This window comes from Streptomyces sp. KR55 (assembly GCF_052245645.1).
Taxonomy (GTDB): Bacteria; Actinomycetota; Actinomycetes; order Streptomycetales; family Streptomycetaceae; genus Streptomyces; species Streptomyces flavusporus.
Window position 1 is genome coordinate 1 of sequence record NZ_JBQQCE010000202.1, and the last position, 16,372, is coordinate 16,372.

The 16,372-nt window shown below is 67.7% G+C and carries 13 protein-coding genes and 3 pseudogenes; 8 read left to right on the forward strand and 8 right to left on the reverse strand.

The window, feature by feature from the left end; genetic code table 11:
• The first annotated feature begins 93 nt into the window (after window positions 1-93).
• On the forward strand, window positions 94-975 hold the full coding sequence (locus ACTWQJ_RS27080) for an AraC family transcriptional regulator (RefSeq protein WP_443309156.1): 882 nt from the start codon (window positions 94-96) through the stop codon (window positions 973-975).
• A 180-nt stretch (window positions 976-1,155) separates the two neighbouring features.
• Window positions 1,156-1,557: pseudogene (locus ACTWQJ_RS27085) on the forward strand (TetR/AcrR family transcriptional regulator); the annotation flags it as partial.
• A gap of 560 nt (window positions 1,558-2,117) precedes the next feature.
• Here the strand turns inward: ACTWQJ_RS27085 and ACTWQJ_RS27090 are convergent.
• Genes ACTWQJ_RS27090 through ACTWQJ_RS27100 form a run of 3 tightly spaced genes read right to left on the reverse strand, consistent with a single transcriptional unit; the run spans window position 2,118 to window position 5,102 of the window.
• Window positions 2,118-3,470, reverse strand: a complete 1,353-nt coding sequence (locus tag ACTWQJ_RS27090; protein ID WP_443309157.1) for an amidohydrolase family protein — start codon at window positions 3,468-3,470, stop codon at window positions 2,118-2,120.
• Window positions 3,471-3,507: 37 nt separating this feature from the next.
• Window positions 3,508-4,407 carry an isocitrate lyase/PEP mutase family protein gene (locus ACTWQJ_RS27095; protein WP_443309158.1) on the reverse strand — a complete coding sequence of 300 codons (900 nt, stop codon included), beginning with the start codon at window positions 4,405-4,407 and terminating at the stop codon, window positions 3,508-3,510.
• Between the two features lie 50 nt (window positions 4,408-4,457).
• Window positions 4,458-5,102, reverse strand: a complete 645-nt coding sequence (locus ACTWQJ_RS27100; protein WP_443309159.1) for a GntR family transcriptional regulator — start codon at window positions 5,100-5,102, stop codon at window positions 4,458-4,460.
• 237 nt (window positions 5,103-5,339) lie between these two features.
• On the opposite strand from ACTWQJ_RS27100, the gene ACTWQJ_RS27105 reads away from it, so the two are divergent.
• The 3 genes from ACTWQJ_RS27105 to ACTWQJ_RS27115 all read left to right on the forward strand — a co-directional run bounded on the left by ACTWQJ_RS27105 (window position 5,340) and on the right by ACTWQJ_RS27115 (window position 8,584).
• Complete coding sequence (locus ACTWQJ_RS27105) at window positions 5,340-6,425, forward strand: aspartate-semialdehyde dehydrogenase (protein WP_443309160.1); 1,086 nt, start codon at window positions 5,340-5,342, stop codon at window positions 6,423-6,425.
• Window positions 6,426-7,115: 690 nt separating this feature from the next.
• Entirely contained in the window at window positions 7,116-7,967 is an 852-nt protein-coding gene (locus ACTWQJ_RS27110) for an alpha/beta fold hydrolase (RefSeq protein ID WP_443309161.1), read from the forward strand.
• 113 nt (window positions 7,968-8,080) lie between these two features.
• The gene (locus ACTWQJ_RS27115; protein ID WP_443309162.1) at window positions 8,081-8,584 is read left to right on the forward strand and encodes a 2,4'-dihydroxyacetophenone dioxygenase family protein; all 504 of its coding nucleotides are present in this window, start codon (window positions 8,081-8,083) and stop codon (window positions 8,582-8,584) included.
• Window positions 8,585-8,708: 124 nt separating this feature from the next.
• Here the strand turns inward: ACTWQJ_RS27115 and ACTWQJ_RS27120 are convergent, their stop codons facing one another.
• The 4 genes from ACTWQJ_RS27120 to ACTWQJ_RS27135 form a co-directional block, all read right to left on the reverse strand.
• Window positions 8,709-9,554, reverse strand: coding sequence for a helix-turn-helix domain-containing protein (locus tag ACTWQJ_RS27120; RefSeq protein ID WP_443309163.1), 846 nt, complete (start codon window positions 9,552-9,554; stop codon window positions 8,709-8,711).
• Entirely contained in the window at window positions 9,551-10,540 is a 990-nt protein-coding gene (locus ACTWQJ_RS27125) for an aldo/keto reductase (protein WP_443309168.1), read from the reverse strand. Before ACTWQJ_RS27125 ends, ACTWQJ_RS27120 begins: the two co-directional genes overlap by 4 nt.
• Window positions 10,541-10,708: 168 nt before the next feature.
• Window positions 10,709-11,296: a hypothetical protein gene (locus ACTWQJ_RS27130; protein ID WP_443309164.1), complete on the reverse strand. Its 588-nt coding sequence runs from the start codon at window positions 11,294-11,296 to the stop codon at window positions 10,709-10,711.
• A 305-nt stretch (window positions 11,297-11,601) separates the two neighbouring features.
• Window positions 11,602-12,072 carry a winged helix-turn-helix transcriptional regulator gene (locus ACTWQJ_RS27135; protein WP_443309165.1) on the reverse strand — a complete coding sequence of 157 codons (471 nt, stop codon included), beginning with the start codon at window positions 12,070-12,072 and terminating at the stop codon, window positions 11,602-11,604.
• A gap of 108 nt (window positions 12,073-12,180) precedes the next feature.
• On the opposite strand from ACTWQJ_RS27135, the gene ACTWQJ_RS27140 reads away from it, so the two are divergent.
• Together ACTWQJ_RS27140 and ACTWQJ_RS27145 are read left to right on the forward strand one after the other, a co-directional pair.
• Window positions 12,181-13,443, forward strand: a complete 1,263-nt coding sequence (locus ACTWQJ_RS27140) for an MFS transporter (RefSeq protein WP_443309166.1) — start codon at window positions 12,181-12,183, stop codon at window positions 13,441-13,443.
• 175 nt (window positions 13,444-13,618) lie between these two features.
• Window positions 13,619-14,395: an SDR family NAD(P)-dependent oxidoreductase gene (locus ACTWQJ_RS27145; protein WP_443309167.1), complete on the forward strand. Its 777-nt coding sequence runs from the start codon at window positions 13,619-13,621 to the stop codon at window positions 14,393-14,395.
• A gap of 299 nt (window positions 14,396-14,694) precedes the next feature.
• Here the strand turns inward: ACTWQJ_RS27145 and ACTWQJ_RS27150 are convergent.
• A pseudogene (locus ACTWQJ_RS27150) lies at window positions 14,695-14,933 on the reverse strand (transposase); the annotation flags it as partial.
• 633 nt (window positions 14,934-15,566) lie between these two features.
• Between ACTWQJ_RS27150 and ACTWQJ_RS27155 the strand changes: the two are divergent.
• Window positions 15,567-16,250: pseudogene (locus ACTWQJ_RS27155) on the forward strand (reverse transcriptase domain-containing protein); the annotation flags it as partial.
• Window positions 16,251-16,372 lie beyond the last annotated feature (122 nt).

The following is a 16,372-nucleotide window of genomic DNA, read 5'->3' on the forward strand; positions in this document are numbered from 1 at the left end:
CCTCTGTACGCCGCACACCCCTTGCCTGATCCTGCTGCGACAGAGCAGGATCAGACTGGATCATGCAAGACTGAAGGCATGCCTTTGGACTAGATGTGCGAGCTGGTGAACCGGCATGCACGCCCCGATCTGACCACAGCGATCGACGGCATCCAGGCATGCAGATTCGACCAGAGCAGCGCACCTGCGGCGGGCATGTCCGGCACCGTGCTCGCGGTCATCGCCCAGGGCGGCAAGCGCCTCGCCCTGGGCGAGCGCCTGTACGAGTACCGACCCGGTCAGTACCTCGTCACCTCGGTCGACCTCCCCGTCACCGGCCACGTCATCGCCACCGGACAGCCGACCCTCGGCTTCGGTATGACACTCAACCCTGCCGACATCGCTCAGCTACTCCTGGACGCCGACCCCCGCGACCTGCCTGCCCCGGCACTCACCGCACCCGCAGGCATCGCGATCAGCCAAGCCCCATCAGTAATGCTGGATGCCATCGTCCGGCTGCTACGGCTGCTGGAGCGACCCGCTGATCGCAAGATCCTCGCCCCGCTGGTCAAACGGGAGATCCTCTGGCACCTGTTGCGCGGCGAGCAGGGCCCCGCCATCCGCCAGCTCGGCCTGGCAGACAGCGGACTGACGCACATCAGCCGGGCGGTCCAGCAGATCCGAGAGCACTACGCGGAGTCATTCCGAGTCGAAGACCTCGCACAGACAGCGGGCATGAGCGTGTCCGCGTTCCACCGCAACTTCCAAGCCGTGACCAGAATGAGCCCCATCCAATTCCAAAAGCGCATCCGCCTGCAGGAAGCCCGGCTGCTCCTGGCCAGCCGCCCATCCGACGTCACCGGCGTCGGCCACGCCGTCGGCTACGTAAGCTCCTCACAGTTCAGCCGCGAGTACCGCCGCATGTTCGGCACACCACCCAGCCAGGACGCGGTCCGTCTCCGGGCCAAGCCACCCGTACCCGCCGCCCTGCCCTGAGCGTCGGCAGTCCTGATCGGCATCGGTCCAATCATCCTCATCGAGGGCGGCGCCTTCGGTTGTAGGGTCCGGCGTCCGGGGAGCGGCGCAGTCGGTGCCGCCGCTCGGCGTGGGGGGCCGATCTAGGCAGGTTCGTTTGGGTCAGTCGGTCGTTGGTCCAGGTATGCCAATGGCTACGGCGACGTCGGAGTCCGCGACATCGCCCAAACCGCCGGCGTCACGGCGATGCTCGTCAACCGCTACTTCGGCTCCAAAGAAGGACTCTTCGCCGAGGTGCTCGATGCCTCCATGGCCGACCGCACCATCCTCACAAGCGACCCAGCCACTCTCGCTCACGACGTGGCGACCGCCCTCGTCCGCCGCACCGCCCCCGACGCGTGGACGCCTCTGACGTCCGCACCCGTGAAACAACGGGCAGGAACACTCCTCCGGTTGGGATGTCCTTCGACGTGCTGTGGTCATCAGGACCGAGCTCCAGCTGCCCGAAGTAAGGCACACCCTCAGGGCCAACGGAGTCCTCAGGTCGGGGAGGTCGACCCCCAACGCAGTCGGTGGTCTTGCAGCAGCTCGACTCGAGGGTAGGTGGGTCCGGTAGCCGGTGCAGCTGACGGAGGTGCTGGCCGCGAGTCGAAGCTCCCAGGATCGGTGCAGCGGGGGCGGGAGCGTAGCGAGTGAGGTCGCCCACCATGTTCAGCACTGCGATTATCTCGCCCAGTACCAGAGTCATCGTGTGACGATGCCGTGCCGCCCAGCCCGCCAGCACCGTCAACAGCGAGGTCTTGCCGACGGCGGGCATGCCCACCGGGTGCAACACGTCCTCGATCAACAGCCGCCGCGCCGGTCTTAGGCCCGGCGTCCTTAAGGCGGAGTTCAAGGTCAAATCTGTGTCCTTGCCAGGTGAAGTGAAGACCGCCGCTGCGCTCACGGCGTCCATCCTTCTGGCCGTCACCGACGGGAGGACCAGTTGCATGCGACGCCCGCCCCTGCAATGGGCGATGCGTGGGGCGGAGTGCCGTCCGCGGTGATGTGTAAGGAGTCTCCGGCTCGGCCAGGCCCGGCCAACGCGACCGTCTCCCGCTGGTGCTCAAGGAGCCCGCCAGGGTCTCCTCATAGGCTGCCAGGCGCTCCGGCCCCTCGGCAGCCTACTCGGCAGCCTTCCACACGCGGTCGCGGATACCGGGGCGGTCGATCCGCCGCCCCTTGAAGTAGACAGAGTCGATCCTTCGCGTGTGCGTCATATCCTGAAGCGGATCCGCGGTCAGGACGATGAAGTCGGCCCGCTTGCCCGCCTCCAGCGTGCCTCGGTCTGCGAGCCCGAGCAGGGCAGCGGAGCGCTGCGTGGCGGTCCGGATGACGGCGAGCGGCGACAGCCCCGCTGCTGCGAGGGCCTCCAGTTCGCGGTGCTCGGCGAAGCCCGGGAACTGAGTCAGCAGACCGGTGTCTGCGGAGAAGACGACCCGCACTCCCGCATCGACGAAGGTCCGGAGCGTGCTCTCCATCCGCTGGTAGGCCTCCACCGTGTCGAACAATGGCCGGGGTGCGTTGTTCTGGATCCGGGCACGCAGGTCCGCGATCGCCTCGGCAGGCACCAGTTCGGCGAGAGCCGGGTCGTCGAGCCAGCCGTCGCCGTCTGGCCGCTGAATGCTCATCGAGGTGAAGACCGCGACGTCACGGGAGGTCAGCAGGTCCAGGAGCTCTTCGTCGGGAGCAGGCGTCCGCGGCAGGTGCGCCAGGATGTCTGCGCCCGCGCGGATCGCCTCCTTGGCGTCGTCGACCGTGTAGATGTGAGCGGCAGCCTTCAGGCCGTGCTTGTGCGCCTCGTCGACGATCGCCCGGTAGACATCCGGCTGCAGCCGCGCCTTGCTGCCGTGGCGGTCGTCGAGCCAGAACTTGACAGCGTCGACGTTCTTCGCGGCCAACGCGCGCACATGCCGACGGGCATCCTGCGGACTCGTCGCCTCCTGGACCGCGTCGACGGCGAAGAACGGCCCGCCGTTGTCGGAGCCCGGCGTGGGGGCGACGATGCCGGACCCGGCGGAGAAGAGGACGGCGAGGTCCTCGTTGTCGAGCTCCCCTTTGCGCTGCAGGTCGCGTACGCGGATCTCCGTGTCGTCCCGGTCGGTGCCGAGGGACTGGAACACGCTCACACCGTAGTAGGCGAGACGGCGGAGGTGGTCGATGATGTTGTCGGCGGAGAAGCTCGCGGCGTCTGCTCCCGCTCCCTTCCAGTAGCCGATGTGCCCATGCGGATTGACGAGGGCCGGCATGACGGTCTTCCCGTGCAGGGAGACGGTCCGCCGCGCGAGATCGGGGGTGATGGCTTCCTGGGGCCCGATCTCTTCGATGAGTCCGTCGCGGACGACGACTGCGCAGTCGTCGATGACCCGCTCGCCGTCGCCCACGATCAGGCGTGCGTCTTCGAAGAGGACCGCCGGACCGGCCTCTTCCTGCTCGCTAGGTGCCCGCTGCGCGGAGTCTTCTGACATGACGCTCATGGCCTTTCCTTTCGTTTCGAGATGCGAGCGGGGCGTTCTACGACGACGTCGGGGCTGCGGGGTAACGGGCACTGCGCTCTTCGAACCGGTCGTAGCCCATGAGCCCTTCGAAGGCACGCTGGTGTGTCACCGACTCCTTGACCGCGGCGACGTCTTGGCGGGAACGCAACTGGTCGAGTACCTCGATCACGTTCTTCGTCGCGGCACCGATCAGCGTGTACCAGAGCAGGATGACGTCGGCGCCCGCCCGGCCGTACTCCTCAATGGTGTGCGCGGGAACGTCGGAGCCGGGAACGTCGAGCAGGTCACCGGCGACCATGACGGGAACGGCGAGGCGCTTGCGGGCCCGGGCAAGGGCGTCGGCGGGGAGTGCTGGCGCGAAGACCATGTCGGCTCCCGCGTCGACGTAGGTCTCCAACCTGTCGATGCACTCGTCGGCGTCGTGGTTGACCCATGCCGCGTCGGAGCGTGCGATGACCAGGAAGTCCGGGTCGGTGCGGGCGTCGACGGCGGCGCGGATCTTCTGGGCCATCCGGTGTGCCGACAGCAGTCCGGCGGGGGTGGCGGTGTGCTTGCCGCCGAGGTTGTCTTCGATGTGGACGCCGCAGACTCCGGTGGCTTCGAAGGCCTGAATGGTCCGCCAGATGTTCGGTGCGTCGTAGAACCCGTTCTCCGCGTCAGCGAGGACGGGGACGGAGGTGGCGTCGACGATGCGGCGCGTCTGATCCACCATGTCGTTCAGGGTCAGCAGTCCGACGTCCGGCACCCCAAATCCCGAGGCGGCCGCGGCGAAGCTCCCTATGTAGGTCGCCTCGAATCCGGCCCGCTCGGCGAGTTGCGCGCTGAGGGCGTCGTAGGCGCCGGGCAGGATCAGGGGCTGGTCAGCGGCGAGGAGGGCCTTCAGAGCCTTCCTGCGCGCAGCATGGGTGTGGGACACGATGGTTCTTTCTGAGAGATTGCGGGAAGGCGCGCGGGGCCGTGCCGTCGTCAGACGAGGAAGTCCCGGTACCGGGTGAGCCGTTTCCGCGCGGTCTGCATGTTGTGGCGCTTGAGCTGCTCGGCGCCCTCCGCGTCGCCGCGCACGAGCGCGTCGATCACCATGCGGTGCTCGGCGAGGCTCTCCTGCATGCGTCCGGGTGTCATCAGGATGCGGCGGCGGAGCAGATGTGACTGGTCGCGTACACCGGCCAGCATCTCGGAGAGGAATGCCTGGTCCGCCAGTTCGATGACGGTGTCGCGGTAGCGATCGATCGCGGCGAGGAACACGTCGATGTCGCCGCCTTCGGCGGCCTCGTCCAGGTTCCCGCCCTCGGCAAACAGCTCCTGGAGTTCGGCCCAGTCGCCCGGCGTGGACTTCTGCGCGGCAAGCCGCGCCGCCAGTCCCTCCAAGAGCTCGAGGACGTCGTAGATCTCCTGCAGGCGGTCGTAGTCCAGTCGGGCCACCACCACGCCCGCGTTGGGAACACGCTCGACGAGCTTGCGGGCCTCCAGGTCCTGAAGGGCCGACCTGACCGCGAACCGCGTGGTGCCGAGTTCCTCAGCGATCTGCACTTCCGGCAGGCGATCGCCCGGGGCCAGGTCTCCGCGCAGGATCCGCTCGCGCAGCTCGGACTGGACGTTGTGACGCTTCACGACAGAACCCAACTCCTTCTGCGTGGTACGGCCACGCCTCGTCAACGCTAAGACCGCGCTCAGTGGATTGTCAACCGCTGTGGCGACAATCAATCTATTGATTGGCGACAATCTGAGCCTAGATTGTCGCCAATCTTAGCCACCTCCGCTAGGTTGCTTCCTGCAAGCCACCTAAACGGGCCCTGGTGCACCAGCGCGACGGCGGCCCGGCACGGGCGACGGATCGGAGACGGACACATGAGAGTAGGAATCGTCGGGGCTACCGGACAGGTCGGCGGTGTCATGCGCCGTCTACTGTCCGAACGGAATTTCCCTGTCAGTCAGTTGAGGTTGTTCGCCTCGGCCCGCTCGGCCGGTCGCACCCTGCCCTGGCCGGACGGCGAGGTCACCATCGAGGACGCGGCGACCGCGGACTACACCGGCCTGGACATCGTGCTGTTCTCGGCAGGTCGCGCCACGTCCCGTGCACTCGCGGAGCGAGTCGCGGACCAGGGAGCGGTCGTGGTCGACAACTCCTCGGCCTGGCGTGGCGACCCCGACGTGCCCCTGGTGGTCACGGAGGTCAACCCCCAGGCCCTGGCCCACCGCCCGAAGGGCCTCATCGCCAACCCGAACTGCACGACCATGGTCGCCATGCCGGTGCTGCACCCTCTGCACCGGGAAGCGGGTCTGACGGCGCTCGTGGCCACCACCTACCAGGCGGTCTCCGGCGCCGGCCTGGCCGGTGTCGCCGAGCTGCAGCGGCAGGCCGCCGCCGTGACGGCCCGGGCCGGCGAGCTCGCTTTCGACGGAGAGGCGGTGATCTACCCGGAACCGACCGTCTTCAAGGAACCCATCGCCTACAACGTGATTCCCCTTCTGGGCAACCTCGTTGACGACCGAAGCCACGAGACCGACGAGGAACAGAAGCTGCGCCAGGAGACCCGCAAGATCCTCGACATCCCAGGACTGCCGGTGTCCACGACATGCGTCCGCGTCCCTGTCTTCACCGGCCACTGCATCCAGATCAACGCGCGCTTCGCACGGCCCATCAGCGTGGCACGGGCCCATGAGCTGCTTGCACAGGCACCCGCCGTGGAGCTCTCCGACACCCCGACGCCCCTCAAGGCTGCCGGCAAGGACCCGTCGTACGTCGGACGCATCCGCATCGACGAGACGGTCGAGAACGGACTCGCCCTCTTCGTGTCCAGCGACAACCTCCGCAAGGGCGCAGCCCTCAACGCGGTGCAGATCGCAGAGCTCGTGGCCGGTCTGCCGGGCACGCGGTCACGAGGTCGCGGCGAAGGTGCACATTCAGTGCGAAGAGCGCCGTATTCCTCATAATGCAGCGTGCTCCCCATTCCCAGGTGGGGAGGGACCTGATATCCGTGTTCGCCCAGCGCTAGGCCGCTCCGCCGTCCGCTCTGGACGGCCTGGCTACGGCCGTTCTCGACGCCGAGGCAGGTGCTGGGTTGGTCCGCGGCAGCCAACGAGATCCTGGGCTTCACGACCAGGGACGTCTGCCAGAGCCCCATCACGACCCTGCTCGCCCAGGCTCCCGAGCCCAACGGCCAGGCACGGGCGGGAAGCTGTGGGTTCCCGACGGGTGGACGGGCCCTCTTGCACCACCCGGCTTGCCCTCGCCGGCGGGCGTCCGGACGACATCGACGATCACTGCGTCACGCGCGGATCACATGACTCTTGTGCTCCCTTCCGGAGGCCGATCGCGCCGGCCGTGGGCGACGGTCCGATGAAACCGCGAATATAATTGTACCGATCGATCAATACAAGGGTTGGCATGACCTTCTTTGGAGGCGCCTTCCATCCGGTCAGATCATGCAGGGACTACATACGAGGATCATGAATCGGTATTTCACATCGGATGACGCGCGTGCTCATGATGGCCGACGTCCCGAGCGCGGGCTCTCCAACAGGCCGCTAGCGGCGCTGCCGCCGCGCTCAGCGTCCCGAGCCCCTCGCCCGAGCGTGCCGCCGCGCCATGCCGTCGGGGGGACCGAGAAGTGGAGGAGTCGGATGTCCAAGACCGTGGTCGAACGGCGGACGGTACTAGTCGACGGTGTGCCCACCAGTTACCTGACGGGGGGAGAGGGACCAGTCGTCCTCATGCTGCACGGCACGTACTGGAGCCGGGTCTGGCTCCCCGTCCTGGCCGACGTGGCCGCTGCGGGACTGCGCCCCATCGCGGTCGACATGCCCGGGTGCGGGCGTTCCGGCGGGGAGCTCACCCTCGAGACCGCCACGGTGCCGCACCTGGCGGAGTGGGCCACACGGTTTCTCACTGCTCTCGGGGTGCACGGCCCGCTGAACGTCGCTGGCCACGACATCGGCGGTGCGCTCGCCCAGCACCTCCTCGCCGCCCGCCCCGGTGGCATCGAGGTGCGTGCGCTCGCCCTGGTCAACGCGGTGACGTACGACTCGTGGCCGGTCCCGGCGGTGGCCCGATTCCGCGACCCGGCCGTCGTCGCCGCCACGTCGGCGCAGGATCTGGTCGCCGCCAGACGCAAGTCCGTCACGGCGGGACTCGCGCGGCAGGCCACGGAGGAGGAGTTGGCGGACTACCTCTCCCCCTGGGCCGAACCCCGGGTGGCACGTTCGTGGATGGCCCTGGCCGGTGCGGCACACGCCGACTACACCCAGAATCTCGTCCCGGCGCTGCGCCAATCCCTCGCGCCCAAGCTGCTGGTCTGGGGAGAGGACGACCCCTTCCAGCGCATCGCGTACGCCGAGCGGTTCGCGGAGGAGATCCCGCAGACGCGACTGGTCCGCGTACCCAAGGCCGGCCATATCCCGATGGAGAACGACCCCGCCACAGTCGCCAAGGCACTCGCCAGGTTCTTCAAGGAGCAGGAATCAGCGTCGGCCTGACAGGTCCTCACCTGAGCGGTGACGCGGCGAAACCCGTGAGCGTCTCCGATCCCACAACGGTCCATGACAGAAGTGAACACGGTCATGGCGACAACACGAGCAGGAGGGTGTCCATGTCCGACACCGCACATGAAGTCAGTTACCAAGTCGACGATCTCGTCGTGTCCCGAGGGCTGGATCTCGACGGCATCGATGAACGGCTCTGGGTGCCACAGGCCGACGGTGTCGTCTTCCGCCCGCTGATCTTCTCGGTCAGTCAGGGCTACTTCGTCAACATCCTCCGCGTCCGCAGGACCGGCACGGTCTCCCGGCACCGGCACACCGGTCCCGTTCACGCCTTCACCCTCCGCGGCCGTTGGCACTACCCCGAGCACGACTGGTGGGCCGATGAGGGCACCTACTCCTTCGAGCCGCCGGGCGACGTGCACACTCTGGTCGTCCCCGACGACGTCACGGAGATGGCCGCCCTCTTCCACGCCACCGGCTCCTACCTGTACGTGGACGAGAACGGCGAACCGACCGGCGTCGAGGACGTGTTCACCAAGCTGAAGAAGGCACGCGAACACTACGAACGTGTGGGACTCGGCGCTTCATACGTAGAGCAGTTCATCCGCTGACCGACCGGCAGCGGGCTCTGCCCGCTCCGCGAATCGCCTTCCACGCGATGAGGGTTGCCGCAGACGTTGGGCAGCGGCTGCGGCAACCCCTCATTGCTTCACGCCACTTGATCGGTCCGAGCGGTCAGGCGTCGAAGGTCTGCTCGCCGAGCACCTGCAGGAACTCGAAGTGCTCGGCGGTGCTCGACCCCGGTTGCGGCCGGAAGATCACCATTCGATGGCCCGTGGCGGAGCCGAGTACGACATCGCACTGCACGTCGAGCGGCCCCACATGCGGATGGACCAGCCGCTTCCGCGTGGAACTCAGAGGCTTGACGGTCATCTCGTCCCAGTAGCGGGCGAACTCCTCACTGGCTTCGAGGAGTTCGGCGATGAGGCGATCCGCCATGGCGTCCCCGCCGCGCCGTGCGGCTGCGGTCCGCAGGTCCGCGACATAAACCCGCCCTATCGCCTCGTGCTCCTCGGCCACGTTCAGCGCACGCGACTCCGGTTCGGTGAACCAGCGCCACGTCACGTTGCCGCCACGCGCGTCCCCGAGTATCCACGAGCCGAACAGCGCCTGGCTCAGCCGGTTCTGGGCAAGCATCGTGGACAGGTCGTCAATGACGTGGGCCGGCACCGTCGTCAAAGCGTCGAGCAGGAACATCATCGCAGGGTCGACGTACCGGCCTGCTCCTCCCGTGAGGGGCGAGGCATGACCGGCGAGCCGGTAGAGGTGGTCGCGCTCGTCCACGGACAGGCGCAGCGCTCCTGCCAGACTCGCCAGCATGGCCTGCGAGGGGTGGGCGTTGCGGGACTGCTCCAGTCGCTCGTAGTAGTCGACCGAGATGTTCGCCAGCAGTGCGACCTCGGAACGTCGCAGACCAGGGGTCCGGCGGCGGCCGCCCGCGACCAGCCCGACATCAGCCGGACGCAGCGCCTCACGCCGGGCCCGCAGGAAACTCCCGAGGTCGTTGTGGTTGCCGCTCATTCCTGGATGGCCTTCATTCCCTCCGAGACGTACCGCTCACCGGCCACCTCCTCGGCCCGGATCGCCTCGCCGAGGTCGCTCAGCATGGTGGCGTCCAGGGTGAGCTCCGCGGCGGCCACGTTCTCCTCGAGATAGACGCGCCGCTTGGTGCCAGGGATGGCAGTGACGCCCTGAGCCAGCACCCAGGCCAGGGCCACCTGCCCCGGCGTCACGCCGGCCTTCTCGGCGATGGCACGTACCCGGTCCGTGAGCGCGAGGTTGTGCGCGAAGTTCTCACCGCTGAACCGGGGGGCGGCGCGCCGCCAGTCGGTCTCCGGCAGCTCGTCCAGCGAACGCAGCCGGCCGGTGAGGAAGCCGCGGCCCAGCGGTGCGTAGGCCACGAAGCCGATGCCCAGTTCACGCACGGTGTCAAGCACACCGTTGGTCTCCACGGTCCGCGTGAACAGCGAGTACTCGGTCTGTACGGCCGACAGCGGTGCTGCCGCGTGCGCGGCCCGAATGGTCTCGGCGGACGCCTCGCTGATGCCGAGGCAGCGCACCTTGCCCTCGGCGACCAGCTCCCCGAGGGCACCGAAGGTCTCGGCCACTGGCACGTGGGGGTCGACCCGATGCTGGTAGTACAGGTCGATGCGGTCCGTGCCCAGCCGGCGCAGCGAGCCCTCCACTGCACGCCGAAGGTACTCCGGCCGTCCGTTCGGGCCACCGATCACCTTTCCGGACTCGTCCAGGGTCAGCCCGCCGAACTTCGTCGCCAGGAGGACCCAGTCCCGGTACGGCGCCACCGCGCGTCCGAGCAGTTCCTCGCCCGTGAACGGGCCGTACATGTCGGCCGTGTCGAACAGCGTGACCCCGAGTTCGATCGCCCGGTGGACCGTCTCCACCGAACCCGCGTCGTCCCGGGTGCCGTACATCGCGGTCATCCCCATGGTGCCCAGCCCCTCGACCGACGCCTCCAGTCCCTGGCTGCCGATCGCGTGTGTCCTGATGGTCATGCGTATCTCCTGTTCAGGCGGCCCCCGCCGGTCGGCGACCGCCCAGCCAGCCTGCGCCACGGCGAGCCACCTTCCAGCGTCCGGCTCAGACCCGTCTTCCGAGGACGACGATGGGTCGAGGCGGACATTGCAATGCCGCGTCCATGGCGACGAACTCTCTGCTCAGCTCGTGGACGTCCGCCCGAGCAAGGAGCGGACGATCCCGTGCGCATGGGTCCACAGCAGAGCGGTTCCCGCGTCAGCCAGGAGGTGGCGTCGCGCGGCGGGCATCCGAGCGGCGAGAGATGTGCCGAGATCGGGTGAGTGGAATGGGTTGGTGTCCTGTTCGCTGTACCACAGATCGACCGGGACCGTGATCTTCGAGGGATCGAAGGGCCACGGGCTGATGGCCACCACCGTCTCCCGTGCGTAGCCTTCCGGACCCTGCGAGAACCCTTCAGCCAGCGCGCGCCGGTACGCGGCGTTGAAGGCGGGGTCGGCGTAGACACGGTGGTCGGCGCTGTTCCCCGTTCCGGTGACCACTTCCCACAGTGCGTCCGCTTCGGCCTGGTCGGCGAGGAGCTTCTCTGCGAGTGCGGGATCCTCTGCCACGCTCCGCACCAGCAGGGAGACTTCAGGTTCCAGCACGCCCGCGAACATCGGATGGGCCAGTTCGTCCGTCCCGGAGACCACGGACACACCGGTCACGGCCCCGGCCGCGGCGCAGGCCAGCGCGAACGGCGCGCCCACCGAGTAGCCGATGGCCGCCATGTCCACCAACCCGCGGCTTGTGGCGAATGCGCGAACATCCCGGGTCCAGTCCTCCAGAGTCCACCCAGCGGTGGCATCGGACACACCGAGCCCCGGCCGGTCGACGGTGATCAGACGAACTCCCAGACGTACGATCCCGCTTGAGTCCAGTCCGAGCCATCTGCTCGTGGCGGACCCGGCACACAACAGGACGGGCCTGCCCGACTCCGCCCCCCATTCGGCCCACCCCATACCGCGCCCGTCCGGCAGTCTCGTACGGCCCAGCCGCTCGGGCGGCGTCACATCTGGGGGCATGTTCTGCATACTTACAGCTCACCGAGCCGGGTATCGGCGGTTCGCCGAGCCGTCAGCTTCCCGGGCGGCACCCTGTCGCCGTCCTCAGTGAGGAACGCCAACTGCACCACCCTCTCCGAGTCTTCCAGCGTGAATCGCGGCGAGGTGCCATCAGGGCGCGGCCGATACGTCCGTCCCCAAGCCGCCAGTGCCCCCATGACCGCGGTCAGGCTGCGCCCGGCCTCGGTGAGGACGTATTCGTCACGGGCCCGCTCCCCCGGTTCGCGATAGCTGCGCCGTTCCATCAAGCCTTCCTCGACCAGCAGCGCCAACCGCTTGGCGAGGATGTTCGGTGCGATCCCCAGCGCATCCCGGAACTCCTGGAACCGGGACGAGTGCGCCACCACCGCCTCGCGGATGATCAGCAGGATCCACGTGTCGCCGAGCACCTCAAGGCTTCGGGCGATGGAGCAGGTCGAGTCCTTGCCGAGCGTCTTGGTCATGCTCCCAGCATAGCGTTGAGTTGCAGGAAGCTACCCAGATAGCTAAGTTGTTCTGTGATATCCAGCTGTAGTCGGCGATCCCAAACCCTGTCACTCCCTGGAGGCCCAGTGCCGCTTCTCGGAACACGCGCCAGCTTCTGGACCGCCGGCGCAGTGGTGGCACTCGCGCTGTGGACCAGTGCCTGCCCCACGATGACCTACCCCCTCTACCAGGCCGAATGGGGTGTCTCAACGACAACTATCACGTGGATCTTCGCCGCGTATCCGATCATCCTGATCCCGGTCCTGATCGTTTTCGGTGACCTCTCCGACCACATAGGCAGAAGGGCCTCCATCCTGATCGGCCTCGCCGCCGAGCTGATCGGTGCGCTGCTCTTCGCCATCGCCGGTGACGTCCCCTGGCTCCTGGTCGGCCGCGCCTTCATGGGAATCGGTGTCGGGCTGTCCATCAGCCCCGCGAACGTGGCCATGGTCGAATTCAGCGCACCGGGTCAGGAAAAGCGCGCCGGCGCCATCAGCACGGCCATATCGGCCCTCGGCATCGGTCTGGCGATGGTGCTGGGCGGTGCCCTGACCGAGTACGCGCCATTCCCCCTCCACCTCAACTTCTTCGTCCTGGCCGCCACGATCGCGGCCGTGGGCTGCCTGGTCCTGTTCATGCCCCGCCACACCCCGGACGAGACCCGGGAGCCGTGGCGCATCCGGACGATCGTCATTCCCTGTGGCAGCCGCATCGTCTTCGTGGCCGGCTCGATCGCCTTCGCCTCGTCGTTCCTGCTCGGAGCGATCGTGCTGCCGCTTGGCGCCAAGATCGCCCAACAGCTTGCCGGTTCGGCCAACGCCCTGGTGACAGGCGCGCTGCTGTCGGTCTTCGCTGCGTGCATCACCCTGTTCGCGCTCGTGGCCCGGCGTTTCCATGTCTGGCTTCTGGTCGTCCTCGGGGCGGTCGGGTCGCTCGCGGCGGTGTGGTTGTTCGTCCTCACGGGACTAGTGCATTCGCTGGCGTTCTTCTTCCTTGCCTCGGCGGTGGCCGGTGCCGCCTACGCCTTCGACTTCGCCGGCGGGCTGACGGTCTTCAGCCGGTACGCCGCTCCGCACCACCGGACCAGCATGGTGTCCGGCGGATACCTCATCGGCTACATCGCCCAGGGCGTCGGGGCGCCCGCCCTCGGCGCCGTCGTGACCGCGCACGGGCTGATGTCCGGGCTGCTGACCGGGGCCACCGCTTTCGGCGCCTTCTTCGTGGTCGTCCTCATCGGGGGCCTGACCGTTCTCGCCCCACTCCACCGACAGGGCCGCCACGCCGCGCACCGAGCCGCGGCAGCGCCGCAGGAATCCACACCTGCAGCGGAAGCCGAGGTCGGCTCGTGACGACACCCGGCCCGGGCGACCTGCTGTTGAGCGCCGAAGCAGCGCAGTCCCCGGACGGCGCACCCCGACGCACCCTCCCGTGGCCGGCTCCCCACCCGAGGGGCAGCCGTCCCGATCGTACGCACGACGAACCCCATCCGTCTGACGAATCCATCCGCCTGGAGAAGCCATCCCCATGGAGCTCAACCTCGCCTCGAAGACAGCCATCGTGACCGGCGCCGGCCGAGGCATCGGCCTCGCTACGGTCCGCACTCTCGTCGATGAAGGCGTGCACGTCGCTGGTATCGCCCGGACCATCACGCCCGAACTCGAGAAGGCCGGGGCCGTGGCTGTCCAGGCAGATCTCAGCGCTGCCGAGGGCGTGCAGACTGCGATCGAGACGGCATCGACCGAACTCGGCAGCATCGACCTGCTCGTCAACAACGTCGGAACCGTGGGAATCCCCGCCAGTTTTCTGGAGACCGACGACGAGATGTGGACGTCCGTCTTCGACACCAACCTGTTCAGCGCCGTCCGGGTCACGCGAGCCGCACTGCCCAGCCTGATCGAACGCCGGGGTGCCATCGTCAACGTCTCGACGCTCAGCTCCCGGGTGCCGTCCAGCGCGCCCGGTCCGTACAGCACCTCCAAGGCAGCGCTCACGGCGCTCGGCAAGGCACTGTCCGAAGAGTTCGGACCGCACGGTGTCCGGGTCAACACGGTCTCGCCCGGCCCGATCCGGACCGGCCTCTGGGAAGACCCGGACAGTTACGGCGCCAAGGTCGCGGCGAACTTCCGCACCGAGCAGGAGGCCTTCGTCACGCAGATGGCTGACACGTTCGACATCACGGTCGGCCGCCTCGGCGAACCCGAGGAAGTCGCCGCACTCATCGCGTTCCTCCTGTCGGATCTCGCCGGCAACATCACTGGTGCCGACTATGTCATCGACGGAGGTATGGGGAAGAACGTGTGACGAGGGCTCGGGGCTCCGGCGTTCGACGCTTTGCTCGTGACAGCGACGATGAGGATCTCGGTCTATGCCGTGGGCATAGCCGCTTCGGTGAGTGCCGTCAGTACGGCGGTGACGACGGGGGGCCGGGTGGGTCGTTGTAGGCCCAACTCGCGGCCGAGACCCGCCGGTTCTTCCACCGCCGCCAGCGTCAGCCGCACATCGTCCGCGGCTACTTCGGCGGCCCACACGTCCGCTACATCCTCGAATAGAACTGATTGAGTTTCTGATCAATAACACCGGTTCCTCACGTACACCGTCCTGTCTCGCTCTGGCGTCGGCGAAACGAGTCCGGTCGTCGCCGATCTCAGCGAGGACGCGGGCTGCGAGCAGGGGCCGAGGCCGGGAAAGCTGAGCAGGATCTCGCTGTCGGCGTGCTGGTTGAAGGCGGCTCGGCGGCCGCGGCGAGGTCGTCCGCGGCCTGGCAGGTGGCGTCCAGCTGCTTGAGCAGGGCCAGGAGCTGGTGGCCGAAGGCGTCCTCGACGGCCGGGAGCTGGCGTGGCTTTGTCGCTGAGAACCGGGTTCTGGCACAGATCTTGGTTGCGCCGTGAGGCGCTGCTGGTTCGAGTGGAGGTGAAAGACCTGCACCAACTCCCTGTCGCAGCAGTGGGGTGGAAGCTGGGGGCAGCCTGATCCGGGTGATGCCGGGGAGGGCGAGAGCGGCCCTGACAACGCCGGGACGTGTCCAGTACTGCCAGATGGGGCGGGTCCGGCAAGCGTGGTGGAGAGGAGTACGCGAGGAACCGGCGTTTTACGTCTCTCAAAGTGACATCGGCTCGAACCTGGCGGATCTGGGCCGGAAGCGGTGCGTATGCGGGTCATCCTTTCGGGTGGTCCGCTAACTCCCTGGTCGGTGTACGAGAGCGGGCCGGGAGGCCACGAGGAAAGCCTGCGGCGTACTCGTGGCGATGCCGCAGGGACACAGTCGGGCTCCTCCTTCGCCGAGCGAACCACAGTGAACACGGGAACCGTCCCGAACCTCGCCCCGCCCCTGCCTCCAGCAGCCGGTCGGGGCTGGGCGCATCGACCGCCGATCGGTTGGGGACGGGGCGGAGCCGCCGTAGTACTCCGAGGCCGGGAGAGCCGGCCACATGGGAAAGGGCGGCAGCGGTATCGAGAAGGGACGGATGCTGCAATGCCGGAAGACGCCCCGCCGAATGGCGGAGCTCTGGGCCCTCGGGCCCGGGTACTGGAGATGCAGATCAAGCTTCACCGTTGGGCGGTGGCCGATCCCGGCCGCCGGTTCGATGACCTGTTCAACTTCGTGCACGATCCGGCGACGCTGTTGGTTGCGTTCGACCGGGTCGCGGGCAACCAGGGGGCCCGGACTCCCGGTGTCGACGGCCTGACGGCTGCCGATGTCGAGGAGAACATCGGGGTTGCCGGGTTCCTGGATGATCTGCGGGCCGCCCTGAAGGACGGCTCGTTTCGGCCACTGCCGGTGCGGGAACGCGCGATTCCCAAGCCGGGCGGGGCGGGAAAGGTCCGCAAGCTCGGGATTCCGACGATCGCGGACCAGGTCGTTCAGGCGGCGCTGAAGCTGGTGCTGGAACCGATCTTCGAGGCCGATTTCCAACCGATCTCCTATGGGTTCCGGCCCCGACGGCGGGCCCAGGATGCGATCGCCGAGATCCACTATCTCGGCACCCGGGGCTATCGCTGGGTGCTGGATGCGGACATCGAGGCGTGCTTCGACTCGATCGACCATGCGGCCTTGATGGACCGAGTGCGTCACCGGGTGAAGGACAAGCGCATCCTGACGCTGGTCAAGGCCTTCCTCAAAGCCGGAGTTCTCACAGAACTCGGCGAGAGTAACGAGTTGGTGCGTGATAGCGGGTGGGCCGTGTCTGGCCTGGGGGTGGCCTGCTTTCAGGTGGTGACAGTACGGTCGGAGACAAGGCTGGCGATGGCTCGGTAGGTGTCGGGCAGGCGATCGCGGCG